This is a genomic window from Catenulispora sp. EB89 (assembly GCF_041261445.1).
Taxonomy (GTDB): domain Bacteria; phylum Actinomycetota; class Actinomycetes; order Streptomycetales; family Catenulisporaceae; genus Catenulispora.
In genome coordinates this window covers 167,187-186,016 of the sequence record NZ_JBGCCU010000001.1, presented here as the reverse complement: position 1 = coordinate 186,016, position 18,830 = coordinate 167,187, and the positions used below count along the sequence as shown (strand labels likewise).

At 70.7% G+C, this 18,830-nt stretch carries 18 protein-coding genes and 1 riboswitch; of the genes, 9 read left to right on the top strand and 9 right to left on the bottom strand.

Annotation, left to right across the window (positions count from 1 at the left end; all coding sequences use genetic code 11):
* The first annotated feature begins 12 nt into the window (after nucleotides 1-12).
* The 3 genes from ABH920_RS00830 to ABH920_RS00820 all read left to right on the top strand — a co-directional run bounded on the left by ABH920_RS00830 (nucleotide 13) and on the right by ABH920_RS00820 (nucleotide 2,747).
* Complete coding sequence (locus ABH920_RS00830) at nucleotides 13-714, top strand: CoA pyrophosphatase (protein WP_370345649.1); 702 nt, start codon at nucleotides 13-15, stop codon at nucleotides 712-714.
* The gene (locus ABH920_RS00825) at nucleotides 715-1,896 is read left to right on the top strand and encodes a MarP family serine protease (protein WP_370345647.1); all 1,182 of its coding nucleotides are present in this window, start codon (nucleotides 715-717) and stop codon (nucleotides 1,894-1,896) included.
* Between the two features lie 134 nt (nucleotides 1,897-2,030).
* Complete coding sequence (locus ABH920_RS00820; protein ID WP_370345645.1) at nucleotides 2,031-2,747, top strand: metal-dependent hydrolase; 717 nt, start codon at nucleotides 2,031-2,033, stop codon at nucleotides 2,745-2,747.
* Nucleotides 2,748-2,792: 45 nt separating this feature from the next.
* Here the strand turns inward: ABH920_RS00820 and ABH920_RS00815 are convergent, their stop codons facing one another.
* Together ABH920_RS00815 and ABH920_RS00810 are read right to left on the bottom strand one after the other, a co-directional pair.
* A complete protein-coding gene (locus tag ABH920_RS00815) occupies nucleotides 2,793-3,197 on the bottom strand; it encodes a hypothetical protein (RefSeq protein ID WP_370345643.1) in 405 nt (134 codons plus the stop codon).
* A gap of 26 nt (nucleotides 3,198-3,223) precedes the next feature.
* A complete protein-coding gene (locus tag ABH920_RS00810; protein ID WP_370345641.1) occupies nucleotides 3,224-4,123 on the bottom strand; it encodes an alpha/beta fold hydrolase in 900 nt (299 codons plus the stop codon).
* A gap of 124 nt (nucleotides 4,124-4,247) precedes the next feature.
* On the opposite strand from ABH920_RS00810, the gene ABH920_RS00805 reads away from it, so the two are divergent.
* The 5 genes from ABH920_RS00805 (at nucleotide 4,248) to ABH920_RS00785 (ending at nucleotide 9,838) form a co-directional block, all read left to right on the top strand.
* Nucleotides 4,248-5,498 (top strand): GNAT family N-acetyltransferase, encoded by a 1,251-nt coding sequence (locus ABH920_RS00805; RefSeq protein WP_370345639.1) that lies wholly within the window; start codon nucleotides 4,248-4,250, stop codon nucleotides 5,496-5,498.
* Between the two features lie 24 nt (nucleotides 5,499-5,522).
* On the top strand, nucleotides 5,523-6,353 hold the full coding sequence (locus ABH920_RS00800) for an enoyl-CoA hydratase/isomerase family protein (protein ID WP_370345637.1): 831 nt from the start codon (nucleotides 5,523-5,525) through the stop codon (nucleotides 6,351-6,353).
* Between the two features lie 161 nt (nucleotides 6,354-6,514).
* Nucleotides 6,515-6,643, top strand: a riboswitch (cobalamin riboswitch).
* Between the two features lie 104 nt (nucleotides 6,644-6,747).
* Nucleotides 6,748-7,734: an ABC transporter substrate-binding protein gene (locus tag ABH920_RS00795; RefSeq protein ID WP_370345635.1), complete on the top strand. Its 987-nt coding sequence runs from the start codon at nucleotides 6,748-6,750 to the stop codon at nucleotides 7,732-7,734.
* 275 nt (nucleotides 7,735-8,009) lie between these two features.
* Nucleotides 8,010-9,047 carry a FecCD family ABC transporter permease gene (locus ABH920_RS00790; protein ID WP_370346695.1) on the top strand — a complete coding sequence of 346 codons (1,038 nt, stop codon included), beginning with the start codon at nucleotides 8,010-8,012 and terminating at the stop codon, nucleotides 9,045-9,047.
* Nucleotides 9,044-9,838, top strand: coding sequence for an ABC transporter ATP-binding protein (locus ABH920_RS00785; protein WP_370345633.1), 795 nt, complete (start codon nucleotides 9,044-9,046; stop codon nucleotides 9,836-9,838). The genes ABH920_RS00790 and ABH920_RS00785 overlap by 4 nt, the downstream gene beginning before the upstream one ends.
* Here ABH920_RS00785 and ABH920_RS00780 read toward each other — a convergent pair.
* The 6 genes from ABH920_RS00780 to ABH920_RS00755 all read right to left on the bottom strand — a co-directional run bounded on the left by ABH920_RS00780 (nucleotide 9,826) and on the right by ABH920_RS00755 (nucleotide 15,532).
* A complete protein-coding gene (locus ABH920_RS00780) occupies nucleotides 9,826-11,196 on the bottom strand; it encodes an ABC transporter substrate-binding protein (RefSeq protein WP_370345631.1) in 1,371 nt (456 codons plus the stop codon). The genes ABH920_RS00785 and ABH920_RS00780 overlap by 13 nt on opposite strands.
* Nucleotides 11,197-11,237: 41 nt before the next feature.
* Nucleotides 11,238-11,606 carry a hypothetical protein gene (locus ABH920_RS00775; protein ID WP_370345629.1) on the bottom strand — a complete coding sequence of 123 codons (369 nt, stop codon included), beginning with the start codon at nucleotides 11,604-11,606 and terminating at the stop codon, nucleotides 11,238-11,240.
* 35 nt (nucleotides 11,607-11,641) lie between these two features.
* Entirely contained in the window at nucleotides 11,642-12,136 is a 495-nt protein-coding gene (locus tag ABH920_RS00770; RefSeq protein ID WP_370345627.1) for a SigE family RNA polymerase sigma factor, read from the bottom strand.
* Nucleotides 12,137-12,256: 120 nt separating this feature from the next.
* Nucleotides 12,257-13,174: a hypothetical protein gene (locus tag ABH920_RS00765; RefSeq protein ID WP_370345625.1), complete on the bottom strand. Its 918-nt coding sequence runs from the start codon at nucleotides 13,172-13,174 to the stop codon at nucleotides 12,257-12,259.
* A gap of 116 nt (nucleotides 13,175-13,290) precedes the next feature.
* Nucleotides 13,291-14,916 carry a long-chain fatty acid--CoA ligase gene (locus ABH920_RS00760; RefSeq protein ID WP_370345623.1) on the bottom strand — a complete coding sequence of 542 codons (1,626 nt, stop codon included), beginning with the start codon at nucleotides 14,914-14,916 and terminating at the stop codon, nucleotides 13,291-13,293.
* 43 nt (nucleotides 14,917-14,959) lie between these two features.
* Entirely contained in the window at nucleotides 14,960-15,532 is a 573-nt protein-coding gene (locus tag ABH920_RS00755; protein WP_370345622.1) for a SigE family RNA polymerase sigma factor, read from the bottom strand.
* A gap of 314 nt (nucleotides 15,533-15,846) precedes the next feature.
* Between ABH920_RS00755 and ABH920_RS00750 the strand changes: the two genes are divergently transcribed.
* Entirely contained in the window at nucleotides 15,847-17,559 is a 1,713-nt protein-coding gene (locus tag ABH920_RS00750) for a hypothetical protein (RefSeq protein ID WP_370345620.1), read from the top strand.
* 65 nt (nucleotides 17,560-17,624) lie between these two features.
* Here the strand turns inward: ABH920_RS00750 and ABH920_RS00745 are convergent, their stop codons facing one another.
* Nucleotides 17,625-18,767 carry a DUF1906 domain-containing protein gene (locus ABH920_RS00745; protein WP_370345618.1) on the bottom strand — a complete coding sequence of 381 codons (1,143 nt, stop codon included), beginning with the start codon at nucleotides 18,765-18,767 and terminating at the stop codon, nucleotides 17,625-17,627.
* Nucleotides 18,768-18,830 lie beyond the last annotated feature (63 nt).

Below are 18,830 nucleotides of genomic sequence, written 5' to 3'. Positions count from 1 at the left end.
GTTGCTCCCGACATGGGAACTCAGATAGCCGATTCGTTGCCCGACTGGTTGCTTCCGCTCGCTCAGGCCGCCGAGAGCGGGAAGGGGCTGGGCCCCCGGTTCAAGCGGCCCGCGGATCTGGACGGGGAGCCGCGCCGCTCCGCTGTGCTGATCCTGTTCGGGGAGGATCCGGAGAACGGGCCCGACGTGCTTTTCGTCGAGCGCTCCAAGACGCTGCGGAACCATCCCGGGCAGCCGGCCTTCCCCGGCGGGCAGGTCGACCCCGGCGAGGGGCCGGTGGCCACCGCGCTGCGGGAGGCCAACGAGGAAACCGATCTGGACCCGGACGGCGTCCAAGTCTTCGGAATCCTTCCCGAGCAGTACGTCTTCCCCTCGGACTTCCTGGTGACGCCGGTGCTGGGCTGGTGGCGTGTCCCGAGTCCGGTGCGGGTACGGGATCCGCGTGAGGTCGCCTCGGTCTGCCGGATCGCGGTGCGCGATCTGGTCGATCCGGCCAACCGGCTGCGCGTCGGCAATCCTTCGGGGACCTCGAGCCCGGCGTTCGAGGCGGGATCGCTGTTGATCTGGGGTTTCACCGCCGCGCTCCTGGACGGGGTGCTGAAGGCGGGCGGATGGGAAAAGCCGTGGGACACCGAGCGGGTCGAGCCGCTGCCGCAGGAGGTGCTGGCGCTGGCGGTCCGCAGCCGCGGGGCGCCGGGGGGAGAAGATAAGTAGATGGACATCCTCGACATCCTGCTGCTGCTCGTCGTGGCGGCGTTCGCAGTCTCCGGGTACCGGCAGGGTTTCGTCGTGGGAGTGGTCTCCTTCGCCGGGTTCCTCGGCGGGCTGGCGCTCGGATTCGTGATCGTCCCGACGTTCCTGGACCGTTCCTCCAGCAGCCTGCTGGCCTCGGTGATCGCGCTGTGCGCGGTGCTGGCGCTGGCGGTCGTCGGGCAGGTGCTCGGCTCGATGCTGGGCGCCCGGCTGCGCGAGGCCATCACCTGGCAGCCGGCGCAGATGGTGGACGCGGTCAGCGGCGCGGTGGTGTCGGTGGTCGCGGTGCTGATGGTGGCCTGGTTCCTGGGGCTGGCGCTGTTCACGTCCTCGGTGCCGACCATCAGCGACCAGGTGCGCTCCTCCAGCATCCTGAAGGGCATGACCCAGGTGCTGCCGCAGGGTGCGAACCAGTGGTTCAACGGCTTCTCCAACATCCTGAACCGCAACGGCTTCCCGCAGGTGTTCGCGCCCTTCCAGGCCGAGGACCCGGCGAACGTGCCAGCCCCGGACCCGGCGCTGCTGAACAGCCCGGTGATCGGCACGGACCGGGCCTCGATCGTGAAGATCCGCGGCCAGGCGCCGTCCTGCGGCAAGGACATCGAGGGCTCCGGCTTCGTCTACGCGCCGGGCAAGGTGATGACGAACGCGCACGTGGTCGGCGGCACGCGCTCGCTGGTGGTGCGGCAGTCCAACGGCCGGCAGTACGCGGCGACCGTGGTGCTCTTCGACCCCAAGCGCGACATCGCCGTGCTGGACGTGCCCAGCCTGAAGGCGTCGCCGCTGAACTTCGACCTGACCGGCAAGGCCAACGACTCCTCGCTGGTCGTCGGCTACCCCGAGGACGGCCCGTTCACCGTCGACGCCGCGCGCATCCGCGAGCAGATCACGGCCACCGGCGCCGACATCTACTCCAACGGCAACGTCCGGCGCCAGGTGTTCGCGCTCTACGCGCAGGTCCAGCAGGGCAACTCCGGCGGCCCGCTGCTGTCCACCGACGGCAAGGTGCTCGGCGTGGTCTTCGCCAAGTCCCTGGAGGACAAGAACACCGGCTACGCGCTGACCGCGCAGGAGGTCTCCTCCGACGCGGCCGCCGGCGCCGCCACCGACGTCCCGGTCAACACCCAGGCCTGCGCGATCTGAGGCCCTGGCGGCGATTCGGCGGCCGTCCGGCCGCGCGTCGGTGATCTCAGGCTTCTGCCGGGCCCGGCTCCGTCGCGCCTTCCTGATACGTTCATGCCAGAAACGGCACAGAACCATCAGGGGGCGGATCGGGCATGCTCGGGCACTCACACGCGACCAGCGGCGGACTGGCCTGGGCGGCGGCCGCCTCCGCGCTGCCGATGAGCGTCCTGGCCTACCCGGCCATGCACGGCTCCACGGCCCACATCCAGGCCAAGGACCTGCTGTTCGGGACCTTCATCACGGCCGGCGCGGCACTGCTGCCGGACATCGACCACCCGAACGGCACCATCGCGCACTCGGTCGGGCCGATCACCCACAACCTGTGCAAGGGCGTGTCGAAGATCAGCGGCGGGCACCGGCACGCCACGCACTCGCTGGCCTTCGTCGCGGCCGTCACCTACGGCACCTGGGCCGGCGAGAAGTACCTCGGCCGGTACTTCACCCTCGGGCTCGTGTTCTTCATGCTGGTGCTGGCGGTCCGCGCGCTGAACCTGTGCCCGCCGGGGGAGAAGCTGGAGGCCTACGGGCCCTGCATCCTGCTGGCCGGCGGCGGGACGGTGCTGATGGACCGCTGGATAGCGAGCGCGCCGAGCTGGCTGCCGTTCGCGATCGGGCTCGGGGCGCTGACGCACCTGGCCGGCGACTGCCTGACCGACCACGGCTGCCGGCTGTTCTGGCCGTTCACGCTGCGGACCGGGATACCGCTGATCCAGCGGACCGGCAACAAGATGGAGACGTGGTTCCTGGCGCCGGTGATGGCTGTCGGGTGTGCAGTGCTGTTGTACGTGAAGACTTCTGCGAAGCCTTAGCCGCACTGGGACTTGGGGCCGCTCGCGGGCTGGTGTCCTCTGTCCTCAGTGGCGTTCTATGCCGTCTTCGAGCTCTTGAAACCAATCACGGCCGGCTCCGGGGAGATCCCCGTCGGCCATCGATTCGGCGGCGGCTTGGGCGACGAGTCTGGCGAGATTGTGGAAGCCCACAGCCTGCAGAAAGTCGAACAGGCTGAGGTCGGGGAACAGGGCGACCACCCAGTCGGTCCAGCGATCGGTGCGATCATGAGTGGCGTCGAGGAAACCGGTCGCCTTCAGCAACGCAGCCCGCCGTCCGCCTGCGCTCGGGCTCAGGACTTCGTGGAGGCACGCAGTGATGACGCTGTCGTCGTATTTGAGCAGTTGATTGAGGATGTCCAGGGCAGACCCAGGCCCTTCTGCGGGCCCGGTCACGCAGTACGCCGCCCAGATGTCGCGAACGCTGTGCATCGCGTCGCGGCTTCGGTCGGCCGCGGTCAGCTCTTCAGCCAGTCGATCAGTTCGTTGGTGAAGCGCATCGGCGCCTCCTCGTGCGGGAAGTGGCCGATGCCCTCCAGCAGCCGCCAGCGGTAGGCCGCCGTGACGTACCGGCCCGAGCCGCGTGCGACGTGCGGGAGCAGGGCACTGTCGAGCTCGCCCTGCAGATGGAGCACGGGTACCCGCACCTCGGTGCGCATCCGCTGCGCGTACCGCATCCCGTCGGGGCGGACCAGGGACCTGATGAGCCAGCGGTAGTACTCCAGCGAGGAGTGCGCGGCGCCGGGCACGAGCATCGCGTCGCGGTAGCGCTGCGCCACGTCCAGCTCCGGCCAGCCGGTCGCGCCCCACTCCGTGAGCAGCTGCTCGACCAGCATCGCGGCGTCGCGGGTCAGGGCCTTCTCCGGGGCCCACGGCCGCTGCGCGGCCCACATGAAGCGCGCCGCCGAGATCTGCTTGGGGTCGGTCAGCAGGGCCTGGCGCAGCCGGCGCGGATGGGCCGAACCGGTGACCGCCAGCCGGTTCACCGCGGCCGGCCGGAAGACCGCCGCGGTCCAGCCGAGGAAGGCGCCCCAGCCGTGCCCGACCAGCGTCGCGTTGGACTGGCCGAGGGCGCGGATGACGCCGGTGACGTCCATGGTCAGGGTCAGCGGGTCGTAGCCGCGCGGGGTCTTGTCGCTGCTGCCGTAGCCGCGCAGGTCCATCGCCACCGCGCGGAAGCCCGCGTCGGCCACCGCCGGGAGCTGGTGGCGCCAGGACCACCAGAATTCCGGGAAGCCGTGCAGGAACAGCACCAGCGGGCCCTCGCCCATCTCGGCGACGTGGAAGCGGGCCCCGTTCGCGTTGATGTCGCGGTGCGTCCACGGGCCGGCCAGGCGGATCGGATCGGAATCCTGCATGGGTTCAGCCTCCCACGCGGGGCAGGCCGAAGGGGGCCGCGTTCACCGCCGGCGGCCCGGTGGACAGCGTCCGGCGGGTGAATATTGGTTCGCCGTCGGGGCGAAGCGGTGTTAGCCATGGATTATGAGCTTCGAAGCCGCCTCCCATCCCGTCCGTCCGATCACGGACGGCGAGGTCGAGGCTTTCACCGCGCAACTCGACCTCGGCTTCCACGAGAACCCGCCGCAGGAGGCGCACGACCTGTGGATGCGGCTGCTGCCGCGCGAGCGTTCGGTCGCCGCCTTCGACGGCGACGAACTGGTCAGCACCGGCGGGTCCTTCCCCTTCGAGATGACGGTCCCCGGCGGCGCCACGGTGCCGACCGCGGGCGTCACGATGATCACCGTGAAGCCCACCCACCGCCGCCGCGGCATCCTGACCGCGATGATGCGGCACCAGCTGCACGGCTGGCACGAGCGCGGCGAGGAGCCGGTGGCGACCCTGCAGGCGTCCGAGCCGGCGATCTACGGCCGCTTCGGCTACGGGCTCGCCACCCAGCAGCTCAACCTCAAGGTCCCCCGCGGCGACAACGGCCTGTCGGCGGTGCCCGGCAGCGACAAGTTCCGGCTGCGGATGCTGGCTCCGGCCGACGGATACGACCGCTGCCAGGAGGTGTTCGAGGCGAACCGGCCGGGCCGGCCGGGGATGCTGCCGCGGGTCGGCGAGGGCTGGCGGGACTCGGCGCTGGCCGACGACGAGTTCGCCCGGGACGAGGCGGGCCCGCTGCGCTGTGTCCTGGCCGAGGACGCCGACGGCCGGGCCGTGGGCTTCGCGCGCTACCGGGTCAAGGAGGACTTCGACAACCCGGCGCACCCGGACTGCAAGGTGCGGGTGCAGGAGGTCTACGGCCGCGACCTCGCCTCCTACGCCGCGATGTGGCGCTTCCTGCTCGACCTGGACCTGACCAGCGAGGTCCATGCCCAGGTGCCGGTCGACGACCCGCTGATGCACCTGCTGGCCGACACCCGGCGCTCGCTGCCCCGGCTGCAGGACGACATGTACCTGCGGCTCGTGGACGTGGACCGGGCGCTCACGGCGCGCCGCTACGCGGGGCCGGTGGACGTGGTGTTCGACGTCGCCGACTCGTTCTGCCCCTGGAACGCCGGCCGCTGGCGGCTCCGCGGCGACGCCGACGGCGCGGTCTGCGAGCGCACGACGGACCCGGCCGACCTGGTGCTCGGCGTGCGCGAACTCGGCAGCGCCTACCTAGGCGGCCTGTCGCTGAGCGCCCTCGCCCGCGCCGGACGGGTCGAGGAGCTGCGGGCCGGGACGCTGGCGGCGGCGTCGCGGGCGTTTGTGAGCGACGTCGCGCCGTGGCTGCCCTTCGGCTTCTAATCGCGATCTCATACTGTGGGCGGCATGACTGAGGTACAGGTGAAGGACTACAACGGCGTACTCCTGAAGCGGCACCCCGCGTCGGGCAACGGCGTGGTCGCGGAGATCGTGCTGAACCGCGCGTCGGCGATGAACGCCATCTCGACGGCGATGGCCGCGGCGATCCGCGACGTCGCGCCGGAGCTGGCCGAGGACCCGGCGGTACGCGCGGTGGTGGTGTCGTCGGCACCGCCGGAGGCCGAGGGCAAGAACCACGCGTTCTGCGTCGGCGTGGACCTCAAGGAACGCAACCAGATGAGCGACGCGGAACTGGTCGCCACCCGCCCGGCCTTCCGCCGGACCTGGGGCGCGTTCGGCTCCCTGCCGATGCCGGTCATCGCCGCGGTCTCCGGCTACGCCCTCGGCGGCGGCTGCGAACTGGCCCTGGCCTGCGACCTGATCGTGGCCGACGACGGCGCGGTCTTCGGCCTGCCGGAGGTCTCAGTCGGCGTCATCCCCGGCGGCGGCGGCACGCAGACCCTGGTACGCCGCATCGGCACGAACCGCGCCGCCGACCTGATCTTCACGGCCCGCCGCATCGACGCCGACGAAGCCGACCGCTTCGGCATGGTGGACCGCCGGATCACAGGAGCCTCGACAGCGCGCGACGCGGCACTGGAGCTGGCGCAGCAGATCGCGAAGAACTCGCCGATCGGGGTCCGCAACGCGAAGCACGCGCTGAAGGTCGGCGCCGACCTGCCGCTGGCCGCGGGGCTGGATGTGGAGGACGGGGCTTGGCGGGCGACGGCTTTCTCGGCGGACCGGGCCGAGGGTGTGCGGGCGTTTGTGGAGAAGCGGGCGCCGGTTTGGCCGTGATTCGGCGCTATATTCCCGGGGGATCACACCACCCTGCGTCCAGTATCCGGCCCGGTCAACCGCCGGCGGAAGGACACCGGGCCGGAAAGCACCCGCTCGGAGTAGTGCAGATCACCAGCCGTCGCCCCGTTCGGCGTTAGGCGCGCGCCCTGGCGCTTGCTAGCGTCAGGGGCGACGGCGGTGTGCGCCGTCCACAACGTGTGCAGCGAAGCCGGTGGGAGTCCGGCGCTGTCCCGCAACTGTGAGCTCCGCCCTTCGGAGTGAGCCAGGTCGCCTCACGCGGTGTGCCAACGTTCGGCCCTCGCGGTTCGGGGCGGTCCGGCTGTGCGCTTCACGCCTCATCTGGGTCGGTGCGTGCTGTGCGGACCGCGGATCAGCCGGAGGAGCTGACTTCGTGCATTCTCGTCTGCACATTCTGACGCGGCGGGTGGCCGTCGGCGTCGTCGCGGCCTCGGCGCTGCTGGCCGCCGGGTGTTCGTCGTCGAAGTCGGCGTCGGCTGGCTCAGGGGCGTCGACCACCGCGACGACCGCCGCTTCCAGCACGGCCGCGTTCCCGGCGACCATCACCGCGAAGAACGGTGCGGTGAAGCTGGCCGCCGAACCCAAGAAGATCGTGTCGCTGTCACCGTCGGCCACCGAGGATCTGTTCCAGATCGGTGCGGGCTCGCAGGTCGTCGCGGTCGACGACCAGTCGAACTTCCCTGCCACGGCGCCGAAGACGACGTTGTCCGGCTACAAGCCGAACGCCGAGGCGATCGCGAAGTACAACCCGGACCTGGTGGTCGTCGCCGACGACAGCTCGCAGATCGTGGAGCAGCTCGGGAAGCTGAACGTGCCGGTGCTGTGGTTCGACGCCCCGAACACGCTGGACGACGCCTACAGCCAGATCACCGAACTCGGCGCCGCCACCGGTCACGCCGGGCCGGCCGCCACCACGGTCGCGGGTATGAAGCAGCAGATCACCGCAGCCATCGCGGCCACGAAGAAGCCGACCAGTCCCCTGAAGTACTACTACGAGGTCGGCACGCCGGGGAACTACAGCGCGACCTCGAAGACCTTCATCGGCTCGATCTTCGCGCAGTTCGGCCTCACCAACATCGCCGATCCGGCGGACAAGACCGGCGGCGGCTACCCCCAGCTGTCCGACGAGTACCTGGTCACCTCGGCGCCCGACCTGATCTTCCTGGCCGACACCAAGTGCTGCCAGCAGACCGCCGCCACCGTCGCCGCCCGCCCCGGCTGGTCGGCGATCCCCGCGGTGAAGAACGCCGCGAAGGGCACCGTCGTCGGCCTCGACGACGACATCGCCTCGCGCTGGGGCCCGCGCCTGGTGCAGCTGGTGCAGCAGATCGCGAAGGCCGTGAACCAGGCCCAGGGCTGAGCGGGGAGGAGATGGGGCGAGGGACGGATCCGGTGCCGGCCGACGTGAGCAGCCTGGGCGGCGGCGACTCCGCGCACGCGCACACGCACGCCGAGCACGGTGCTGCGGCGGCGGGGCAGGCAGAGAGTGGCGGCGGTGCGGCGAAGAAAGCTGCGGTCGGCGTACCCGAGCTTGCGGGCACCAGCGGTGCGGCGAAGGAAGCTGCGGCTGGCGCACCGGAGCTTGCGGGCATCAGCCTTGCGGCGGAAAGCAGCGCCCGCCGCCGAACCCGCCGAATCCACCCAACCCGCCCCACCATCGCCCTCCTCACCGGCCTCCTCGTCCTCCTCCTCGCCGTCCTCGTCTCCAGCCTCGGCGGCGCGGCGGGCCTCCCGGTCGCCGGCACCGCCAAGGCCCTCCTCGACAAGCTCCCCTTCGTCGACCTCCGCACGGGGCTCGGGCCGGTGCAGCTGAGTGTGCTCGACCAGATTCGGCTGCCGCGCGTCGTGCTCGCGACGCTCGTCGGGGCGCTGCTCGCGCAGGCCGGTGCCGCGTATCAGGGTGTCTTCCGGAATCCGTTGTCCGATTCCGGGACCATCGGGGCTTCGGCCGGTGCCGGGATGGCCGCGACGCTCGTCATCGTCTACGGCGGCGGGCCTGAGCACACCGTGGCCGGGATCGGCGCTGTGCCGCTCGCGGCGTTCGTCGGGGCGCTCGGCGGGGTGCTCGCCAGTTATGTGCTCGGCACGTTCGTGGGTCGCGGGGGCACCGCTTCGCTCATCCTCGCCGGGGTCGCCGTCAGTTCGTTCGTCGGGGCGGTGCAGGCATTCGTCATGCAGCGGAGCACCGCGGACGTGCGGCAGGTGTACTCGTGGCTGTTCGGGAGTTTCGCTGCCGCCGACTGGTCGTTGGTGCGGTTGGCGCTGCCCTATGCCGTCATCAGTGTCCTGATCGTCACTGTGCACGCCCGGCATCTCGACGTCCTCGCGCTCGGCGACGACGAGGCCGCCACGCTCGGCCTGCATCCGGTGCGCACGCGCGTGATCGTGCTGGCCGCCGCGTCGCTGGCGACCGCGACGGCGGTGGCGGTCAGCGGCATCATCGGCTTCGTCGGGCTGGTGGTGCCGCATGTCGTGCGGCGTGTCGCCGGGCCCGGGCATCGGCTGCTGCTGCCGATGAGCCTGCTGGTCGGTGGGGCGTTCCTGGTGTTGGCCGATCTGCTGGCGCGGACCGTGCTGGCGCCGGCCGAGCTGCCGATCGGGGTCGTCACCTCGTTCGTCGGGGCGCCGTTCTTCCTGGTCATCCTGCGGGCCACGCGGGAGCGTGACCGGTGAGCGCGGTCAAGGCCGCCGGGGTGCGGGTGCGGCTGGACCGCAAGCCGATCCTGCACGGCGTCGACCTCGACGTGGCCGCCGGGGCCTGGCACGCCGTGCTCGGACCGAACGGCGCGGGCAAGTCCACGCTGCTCAAGGCGATCGTCGGCATCCTGCCGTACGAGGGCGACATCAGCGTCGGCGGCGAGGCCGTCGCGAAGCTCTCCGCCAAACACCGGGCCCGCCTCATCGCCTACGTCCCGCAGCAGCCGCAGCTTCCCGGCGACATGACCGTCTCCGAGTACGTCCTGCTCGGCCGCACGCCGCACCTGGGCTACCTCGGTGTTGAGTCCCGGACCGATCGCGCGGTCGCCGAGAGCGCGCTGGAGCGCCTGGACCTGGCCGGATTCTCCGGCCGGCGGCTCGGCGCGATGTCCGGCGGCGAACGCCAGCGCGTCGTCCTGGCCCGCGCGCTGGCCCAGCAGGCCGGCGTCCTGCTGCTCGACGAGCCGACCACCGCCCTGGACCTCGGCCACCAGCAGCAGGTCCTGGACCTGGTTGACGAGCTGCGCGCGACCGAGGGCCTGACCGTCATCAGCACCCTGCACGACCTCAGCCTCGCCGCGCAGTACGCCGACGAGCTGACTCTTCTCGTCGAAGGGGAGGTCGTCGCTTGCGGCACGGCCCGCGAAGTCCTTACAGAGCAACGGATCGCCGAGCACTACGGAGCTCGCGTGCGAGTCCTCGATGATGGCGAAGGACGACCTGTCGTCCACCTGATCCGCGAAAAACACCGCGGCTACGGCGAATAAGCAACCTGAGGTACGTCGTAGCAGTTCGTGTCCATATCGGGCACCCGCGTCACCCAGCCGCCCTGCCCGCCATTCGCAGAGTCCTGCCACTGCGCGACGTTGAAGCACGCGTGCGTCGTCCCCGTCGGCGCCTTCACATCGAAGGCCGCCGGCGTGATGATCCCGTGCGCGTCATAGGGTTTCCCGGAGTTCATGAACTTCTCGACGCACACCCGCGTCACATCGGCCCCGCACGACGCCACCGCGTCAGTGAGCCACTGCGCCGACGCCCACCCGTCGATCTCCCACTCCGACAGCTTCCCCTCCCGGTCCGGGAAGTACTTCGCCATCGCGTCCCGGAACGCCTTCACCGCCGGGTTCGACGTGTCCTCGTAGTTGGCGTCGGAAGAGTTGGCGTACAACAGGTTTCGGCACTTCGGCGCGTCCTTGTACGTCGCGGCGACCGTGGCGTCCCAACTCTGCACCGTCGTCATCTTCGCCACGATCGGCACCCCGGCGTCCTCGATCGCCTTGCACAGCCTGGCGTTCCCGTCGGTGTCGATGGTGTCGAAGACGACGTCCACGCCCTTGTTCTTCATGTCCAGCGCCGCGGAATCGAAGTCGGCCAACGCGATGTCCAACTGCTCCGGGACGACCGTGAACCCCTCCTTGCGCAGCGCCTCGGCCTCATAGGACGCGTACCGCGCCGAGTCCGCCTGGTTGTACGAGACGAGCCCGGCGACGTGTGCGTGCAACACCGTCTTCGCGTAGTGCTCGGCCTCGGTCGAGGAATACAGCTTCCCCTGCCACCCGATGCTCTTGCCGTCGCGCGGATAGTCGCTGCCGTAGATCGAGTACAGGTGCGGGTACTGGTCGTAGGCGTTGCTGATCGGCTCGCCGCCGATGTCCGGCACGTCCTTGGCCGAGACGTAGGACGCGCCGTCGTACTGGAAGGCCGAGTTGCCCGCGAACGCGAACACCTTGTCCTGGTCGATCAGCGTGTGCGCGCACGACACGTTCGTGCCGCCGACCCCCTGGTCGTCGCACGTCACGAAAGTGATCTGCCGGCCGTTGACCCCGCCGGCGGCGTTCAGCGCCTTGAAGAAGGCCTGCGCGCCGTACATCGGACCGGAGAACGTGTCCGGTCCGAGCAGCGAGTCCACCGAGTCGATCATCCCGATCTTGATCGAGGCCGGGGTGACGCCGACATCGCTGGCCGGGTTCGCGGAGGCGCCGGATGTCCCCGGTGCACCAGGGCTCTCACCGGGGCTCTGCGCGGCGAAAGCCGAATCCGGCAGCCTGGTCCCGCACGCCGCCGTCCCCAGCAGTGCGGTCCCGAGCAGGGTCAGACCCGCTCCGAGCACGAAGGTCCGTCGCATCCGCCCTCCCGGGGCTCGAAATGCCCGGCGCTCAGCCCGCCTCAGGGAACGGCGACCGTCCCGCCGCTGGTCCCGCTGCTCTGCGCGCCGCCGCTCTGCGAATCGGTATCCGTGACCGGCGCGGGCACCGGACCCCCGCTGCCGCCGGGGGTCACCACGCTGGTCCCTCCCGAGTGGTTCGAGTGTGCCACCGCGGCGATGCCGGCCACCATGCTGAATCCCGCGACGCAGAGCACGCCGGCCGCCAGGCCGTTGCGCACCCGCTGCCGGTGCCGGATGTGCCCGCCGAGGACCTCCACGGTCGCCATCACGTCGTCGACGTGCGGCAGCGCCGGTTCCCCGGCGGTGAAGGCGGTCTCCATCAGACCGCGCATCGCGTCCTCGCCCGCGGACGCGTTCACCGCGTTCATCCGTGTCCTCCCTTCGCCGGCTCCGCCCTCATCGTTCAGACCGCCTGGTGTACAGACGAGTCGAGCAGCCCTTTGAGTTTCGCCAACGCGCGTGCGGTGTCCGACTTCACGGTGTTGGCCTTCATCCCGAGCGCCTCGGCGGTGGCTTCTACGCTCATATCGTCCCAGAACCGCAGTGCCACGACGGCACGCTGGCGCGGCGAGAGCTGCTTGAGCGCGGCCATCAGCGCCAGCCGGGTCTCGATCTCCGGGCCCTCGGTGCCGGAGTCCGGCAGCTCCGCGGTGACCAGTTCGTGGTTGCGGCGCTTGCGGGACTCGTCGATGTACGTGCGCACCAGGACCTGGCGCGCGTAGGAGTCGACGGCCTCCACGGCGCGCACCCGCGGCCACGCCACGAACAGCTTGGCCAGCGTCTGCTGCGTCAGGTCCTGGGCCTGGTGCCAGTCGCCGCACAGCAGGTACGCGGTCCGCCGCAGCGCACCCTGGCGGGCCGCGACGAACTCGCGGAAGTCCTCGGTTCCCGACCGCATCCGTTATCAGTGGCCTTCACAAGTGTCGGCAGCTTGCTGGATCTGCACAGTGCTTGGACAGCTCAGGTGGCGCTGGACCTCGTCGGTGGCTCCCGGCGGCTCGGAAGTGGTGCGGGCGGTTCAGTTGTTGGCGCCCACGACCGAGGCCGTCAGCTGGCCGAGCACGGCCGTGGCGGCGGCGGCCGCGGGCTTGGTGTCCGAGCCCTCTTCGAGGTCGTAATACCCGGCGTCGCTCGTGGCACTCCCGCGGGTGTACGTCAGGACGACATACCGTCCCCGGCGTTGTGCGACCGCGGAAATCGTGACGTTGGTGTGGGTGTCGGTGAACACGAACACCCCCTGGGAGTTGACCCAGGACGGCTCGACCGCGCCGCCACCGCCGACGATCTCGTCCGTGGCGCCGTCCTTGGGCCCGCCGCAGCCGGGCGCGTTCGGGTCGATGGCGCCCATGCCCTGCACGGCGGCCTGCGCCGCGTCGGCCGTCTGGTAGGCGATCGCCGTGCTGACCACCCAGTGCACGGGGTTTCCGTCGGCGCCGAGCGCCGAGGAGGAGCTGCTGGACCCGGTCGAGGTCGGGGTCGACGACGAGCCGCTCTTGTGGTTGTAGTTGTGGCTCGACGACGAGGAGGAGGTCGTGGACGCCGGCGTGGTCGGCGGGTCGTTGGGCAGCGGGCCGGCCATGAAGAACGAGGTGACCGGCTGCAGCGACTTCTTCGAGGTGTCGATCATGTTCTGGGTGCAGGCCCACGTCTGCTTGAGCAGGATCTTCGCGGTGTCCGCGGTGGGCCACGTCTTCCACTGGCTGTCCGTGGCGAATGCGCTGTCCAACTCCTGGGTATTGAGCTGCAAGGAGTTGAGGACCTGCACGTCGTTCTCGTTGGCGTTCGCGTTGGCGTCCGCCGCGGACTGCGACTGCGCGGCGCTCGTAGCCGCGGAGCCGCTGGAGGAGCTACTGGAACACGCTGTCATTGCGAGCGCGGCGAGCACCGACGCCGCGCCGGCAGCGGTGCTGCGCGAAAACCGCCGAGATATCCGCATGTCCGCGGTGCCTCCCCTGCCGATTACTACTGATGTTCCAGGTGCTCAAGTTCTCGGCACTCTACACTGCGGACTTTTCTGTTGAAGAGGCCTTCAGGCGCGGGTCTACAACGCTTCTACAACACTGTGACCTCAAGCTCACCGGCTGCATACGCGCGGCGTACTTCCTTCTTGTCGAACTTGCCGACGGAGGTCTTCGGGACGGCGTTGAGGAAGGTCCATCGCTCAGGAAGCTGCCACTTGGGGATCAGTCCGGACAGGTACTCACGAAGTTCCGCCGGCGCGGCCTCGGCGCCCTCGCGGAGCACCACGGCGGCCAGCGGCCGCTCCTGCCAGCGCTCGTCCGGGACGCCGACCACGGTCGCCTCGGCCACCGCCGCGTGCGCCATCAGGTGGTTCTCCAGCTCGACCGAGGAGATCCACTCGCCGCCGGACTTGATGACGTCCTTCTCCCGGTCGGTCAGCGTCAGGTAGCCGTCGGGGGTGATTGTGCCGACATCGCCAGTGCGCAGCCAGCCGTCGTGGAAGCGCTCCGGGTCCTCGTCGCCGTAGTAGGAGGCGGTGATCCAGGGGCCGCGGACCTCCAACTCGCCGACCGCCTCGCCGTCGTTGGGCACGATCGTGCCGTCCGGGCCGGCCAGCCGGGCCTGCACCCCGGCCGGGAAACGGCCCTGGGTGACCCGGTAGGACCAGGCCACCTCGCCCTCGGTGCCGGCCGGCGGCTGGGAGACGCAGCCCAGCGGGGAGGTCTCGGTCATGCCCCAGGCGTGGATGATGCGCATGTCGTAGCGCTCCTCGAAGGCGCTCATCAGCGCCGGCGGCACCGCCGAGCCGCCGACCACCGCGCGCTTGAGCGTCGGGATCTTCTCGCCGGTGGCGTCCAGGTGGTTCAGCAGGTCGTTCCAGATCGTCGGCACCGCGCCGGCGAAGTCCGCGCCGGAGGCGTGGATCGCCCGCACCAGCGCCGGGGCCTGCATGAACCGGTCCGGCATGACCACGCTGGCGCCGGACATCAACGCCGCGTAGGGGATCCCCCAGGCCATCGCGTGGAACATCGGGACGATGGTCAGGACCCGGTTCGCCTCGGTGAGCTGGAACGACTGCGGCATCGTGACCTGCATCGAGTGCAGGTAGATCGAGCGGTGGCTGTAGACGACGCCCTTGGGATTGCCGGTGGTGCCGGAGGTGTAGCACATCGCGGCGGCGTCGGTCTCGACGAAGTCGGGCCAGTCGTAGGTCGTGGGTTTCCCCGCCAGGAGTTCTTCGTACCGGTGGATCCGCTTGCCGGCCGGCTCCAGCGGCGCCGGGTCGCCCTCGCCGACGATCACCACGTGCTCGACGGTCCCGAAGCCGGGCAGGACCCGGGCCAGCAGCGGGATCAGGCTGCCGTCGACCAGCACCACCTTGTCCTCGGCGTGGTTGGCGATGTACGTGATCTGATCCGGGAAGAGCCGGATGTTCAGGGTGTGGAGCACGGCGCCCATGGAGGGGACGGCGAAGTACGCCTCCAGGTGCTCCTGGTTGTTCCACATGAACGTGGCGACCCGCTCGTCGCCGCGGATCCCGAGGTCGTCGTGCAGGGCGTGGGCCAGCTGCGCGGAGCGCGCGCCGACCTCGGCGAACGTCGCGGTCCGCAGGCCGTCGGCGGTGACGGTGTGTACTTCCGACCCGGAATAGACGGTCGAGGCGAACCTCAGGAGCGTCGGGATTCCTAGCGGTGTCTCCTGCATGGTCGAGCGCATCGCTGACCTCCTGAGGGGTTGAGGTTACCGGGCGGTACACCGGTCAGTCTGCATCGACCCTGGCGGATTTCGGAAGGGGTTCGGGGGCAGGCGGGCGAAGTGGCGCGGGGATGGCGACGCGGGCGTCGCGCAATGCGCCGTCCGTCCGGAGTTTGGCAAGGGCTCGTGAAGCCGTTGATTTCACCGTGCCGACTGAGATCCCCATTACCTCGGCGGTCTCCGCTTCGGAGAGGTCCTCGTAATACCGCAGGACGACCACCGCGCGTTGGCGGCGCGGCAACTGCGCCAGCGACTTCCAGACCGTGGAGCGCAGTTCGATCTCCGCCGGGCGCGTGTCCTCCCAGACCTGCTCGGGCAGCTGGTCGGTGGCGTATTCCTCGACGCGGCGCTTGCGCCACCAGGAGGTCTGGGTGTTCACCAGGACGCGCCGCACGTAGCCGTCGAGCGCGCCCTTGTCCTGGATGCGGGCCCAGGACAGATAGGTCTTGGCCAGCGCGGTCTGCAGCAGGTCCTCGGCGTCGGCGCGGTTCCCGGTCAGCAGATAGGCGACGCGCAGGAGGGCACCGGACCGCTCAGTGACATAGCGAGAGAACTCCTCGTCTCTGTCCGCCGTCACGCGACAACGTTATGCCGAGGGGGCGCCGAGATGACAATCGAGGGTCGCACCCGCACGGGCCGGATCTGGAAGTTGTGGGCAGGCCACAGAAATCACGGCTTGTTCTTAGTGGATGCCCTACCGCTGGGCCCCAGTATTGAGTACCGTTTGCGCAACGATCCCACCACATCAGTGGACATTGATCACACACAGCACTGCGGACACAGCGGCAACGGGGGCCGCCTCAATTCCGCTCTTTAGAGCCGAGGCGGGCGATACATGGTGACTTCGAGCACGGTTCCGGACTCGCAGTCCGGAGAACGGTCAGGCAGCCGATGAGCGTCGCCTACGGCGAGCAGCAGAGGAACAGCTCGGCCTTGAGCGCCCCCGGGGCCGGTGGCCAGCGTGAGCTCGAGCGCCAGTACCACGTCGTGTTGCAGGACTCCCTGGGCCACCCGGCGCTGGGCTTCCGCGAGGGCACCTGGTTCCGGATCACCGTGTCCGGTCCCCAGCCGCTGCAGCTGCGCGGGGCGATCCGCACCTGTCCGCACGCCGCCGGCTCGATCGTGCAGATCGCCTGCTGGTGGATGCGGGAGAACCCGATGCAGCCGCGGTCCCTGGACCTGGCCACCGAGCTGGCGCTGACGGTCGGCGAGCTGGTCCGGGTGTGTCCGGCCGACGGGCTCGGGACCACCTCGATGGACCTGCTGCCGATGGCGATGGCCGCGGTGGCGCAGAGCGGGCCGCCGGTGCCCCCGGCTCCGGCGCTGCCCAGCGTGGCGAGCGGGTCCGGCGGGTACTCGACGTCCGGGTCGGGCTTCGGGTCCACCCCGGCGCTCGGTTCCTCCGCGTCGAGCTCGGCGGGCTCCTCCGACGCCTTCGGCTCCGGTTCCGGGTTCGGCTCGCAGAGCGCCCTGGGCAGCTCGGGGTCGTACAGCAGCTCCGGGACGTACAGCAGCTCCGGGACGTACGGCGCGAGCAGCGACGCCCTGTACGGAAGCACGGCGAGTTCGAGCCCTGCGACCGGCTACAGCTCCTCCGGCGCGAGCGGCGGTTACAGCCAGACGAGCGGGTACGGCTCGTCGAGCGGCTACGAGACCGCGGGATCGAGCGCCGCTTCGAGCGGCACCTACAGCTCGACCAGCGCTTACAGCCCGACCAGCGCTTACGGCTCGACCAGCGCTTACGGCTCGTCTGCCACGGACGGCTACAGCTCCGGATCGAGCGCGTACGGGTCTTCTACGAGCTCTGCGTCCGGGTACGGTTCCACGGCGAGCTCCGCCGGCGGCTACGGCTCGTCCAGTTCCACGAGCGCCTACGCGGCCAGCCCGTACGCGAATCTCGCGGATCCGCTGACCGACTCCCTGGATCAGTCCTCGTACTCGTCCGCGTCGGATCCGCTGGGTCAGAGCACTTACTCGACCGGCTCGTACACTGCGAGCAGTTCATACGACGCGGCCCAGACGTCCTACCTCCCGGTCACCACCGGCGCGAGCGCGGCGGAGAGCGGCTGGTTCGAGCCCGCGGACGGGACCGGCACCGGCGGGTTCCCGGCCGTGCCGCCGGCTCCGGTCATGGGCCGTCCGGCGCCGCCCAAGCCGCCGGCGCCGCCCGCGCCGAAGCCGTATTCGAGCTCGAACCCGGGTGCCGGGCGCGGCGGCTACGGAGGCGGCGCGACGCCGCAGGCCGCGCTGCCGCCGGCGAGCCGTCCCCGCGAGAGCGGCGCCGACTGGGAGCCGCGTGCGGCCGCGCCGCGCCGTCCGGGTCCCAACGGCGCCAGCGGATCCTCGCACCAGCCACGTCCGCCGCAGTCGGCCGCCCCGCGTCCGGTGCCCGGCGTCCCCGGTGCCTCCGGCCAGCAGCCGCGTCCCCGTCCGGCGCAGCCCCGCGACGGCTACGGCCGTCCCGCCGAGCCGCAGGACCCGGGCCGCTCCAGCGACCGCAACCCCGTCCAGCCGCGCCGCCCCGCCGCTGCCGCCAACCCGCCGCAGCGCGGGACGATGGGGCGCCGTCCGGCGACCCGTCCCGGCCGGCCGTCGGAGCGCTGAGTCTCAGAGATCTGACGTCGAACGGGCCGGACCGCACTGCGGTCCGGCCCGTTCGACGTCTGGCGCTACTTCAGCGCCGCCACCGGCGCGTTCAGCATGTTCAGGTCGATGTTCAGCCGCTTTCCGCCGTACGTCTCGTTGTGGCCGCCCTGGTACTGCTTGATCCGCCGCGGCCCGGGCCAGTACCGGTCGCTCAGCGTCGGGTCGCCGAACAGCTGCGGGACCTTGTCCCAGTGCGCGAACCACGCCACGTCCGCGCGGTAGGCCGCCTCGCTCTCGTACACCAGCGCCATGTCCGCGATCGCGCCCTTGGAGCTGCTGTAGATCCCTGAGATGAATCCGCGCGCGTGCAGCTGGTCGGTCCAGGCGCTCAGGAACGCCTGGACGTCCTGGGTGCAGCCGGCGTCGTTGCGCGGGTAGTACTCCATGTCGAAGTAGATCGGGCTGCCCGGGGCGATGCCGAAGTACGCCGCGCGGTTCGCCGCGTCGTTCGCGGCCTCCTGGCCCTGGGTCCAGCGGCGGCTGCGGGCGATCAGCGCCGGGTGGCCGCCGCCGGGGTCCTTCCAGCAGGGCGCCTGCAGGCCGACGTAGATCGGGAAGAACTTCCAGCCCTGCCGGGCCACCGTCTGGATCCAGCCCGGGGTCAGGTTGCCGTCCGGGCAGGCGCGGTCGATGCCGCCGATGTAGATGCCGACCGCGTGGTACGGCGAGGCGCCGGCCCAGGCCTGCATGGCGTCGGCGGACGGCGCCGCGCAGGTGTCGAAGCCCAGGCCGGAGTAGGTGGCGGCGGCCTTGATGGTGCGCTCGGGGAGGCGTGAGCGGCTGCGCGGCGCGGTCTGCGGCTCGGCGTCCGGCGCGTTCGGCCCGTCCGGCACGTCCGCCTCGTCCGCGGACCGGCGGTAGCCGTAGGTCCGGGTCACCTTGCCGTCCGAGGCGATGCGCACGGTCTCCGTGCGGCCCACGGCGCCCGCCGGGCAGTTCTGGTCCGGCCCCGGGTCGCCGAGGTACACCGCGTGCCGGTCATACCGGATACAGGTATGCGGCGCGGCCGTCAGGTCGTGCACCGGCCAGCCCACCGGGACCTCGACCGTGGTGCCCGCGTAGCTCACCGCTTTGAGCCCGGACAGCGGCCCGACCGCGGCCGAGGCGGCTTCGCCGCAGCTCAGGGTCAGGACTGCGGTCAGGGCGGTGAGACGGAGCAGACGCATGACGGACCGCCTACCCGGTGTCGCGGCAGCACTCACGCGAAGGAACCCCGGCGGCCCAATCGT

Excerpts from the sequence above, each read along its gene's own strand:
- ABH920_RS00770 (WP_370345627.1), bottom strand. The coding sequence starts at position 12,136 with ATGCGGTCGGGAACCGAGGACTTCCGCGAGTTCGTCGCGGCCCGCCAG.
- ABH920_RS00760 (WP_370345623.1), bottom strand. The coding sequence starts at position 14,916 with ATGCGCTCGACCATGCAGGAGACACCGCTAGGAATCCCGACGCTCCTG.
- ABH920_RS00805 (WP_370345639.1), top strand. The coding sequence starts at position 4,248 with ATGAGCTTCGAAGCCGCCTCCCATCCCGTCCGTCCGATCACGGACGGC.
- ABH920_RS00800 (WP_370345637.1), top strand. The coding sequence starts at position 5,523 with ATGACTGAGGTACAGGTGAAGGACTACAACGGCGTACTCCTGAAGCGG.
- ABH920_RS00765 (WP_370345625.1), bottom strand. The coding sequence starts at position 13,174 with ATGCGGATATCTCGGCGGTTTTCGCGCAGCACCGCTGCCGGCGCGGCG.
- ABH920_RS00815 (WP_370345643.1), bottom strand. The coding sequence starts at position 3,197 with ATGCACAGCGTTCGCGACATCTGGGCGGCGTACTGCGTGACCGGGCCC.
- ABH920_RS00780 (WP_370345631.1), bottom strand. The coding sequence starts at position 11,196 with ATGCGACGGACCTTCGTGCTCGGAGCGGGTCTGACCCTGCTCGGGACC.
- ABH920_RS00810 (WP_370345641.1), bottom strand. The coding sequence starts at position 4,123 with ATGCAGGATTCCGATCCGATCCGCCTGGCCGGCCCGTGGACGCACCGC.
- ABH920_RS00830 (WP_370345649.1), top strand. The coding sequence starts at position 13 with ATGGGAACTCAGATAGCCGATTCGTTGCCCGACTGGTTGCTTCCGCTC.
- ABH920_RS00745 (WP_370345618.1), bottom strand. The coding sequence starts at position 18,767 with ATGCGTCTGCTCCGTCTCACCGCCCTGACCGCAGTCCTGACCCTGAGC.
- ABH920_RS00750 (WP_370345620.1), top strand. The coding sequence starts at position 15,847 with ATGAGCGTCGCCTACGGCGAGCAGCAGAGGAACAGCTCGGCCTTGAGC.
- ABH920_RS00775 (WP_370345629.1), bottom strand. The coding sequence starts at position 11,606 with ATGAACGCGGTGAACGCGTCCGCGGGCGAGGACGCGATGCGCGGTCTG.
- ABH920_RS00825 (WP_370345647.1), top strand. The coding sequence starts at position 715 with ATGGACATCCTCGACATCCTGCTGCTGCTCGTCGTGGCGGCGTTCGCA.
- ABH920_RS00820 (WP_370345645.1), top strand. The coding sequence starts at position 2,031 with ATGCTCGGGCACTCACACGCGACCAGCGGCGGACTGGCCTGGGCGGCG.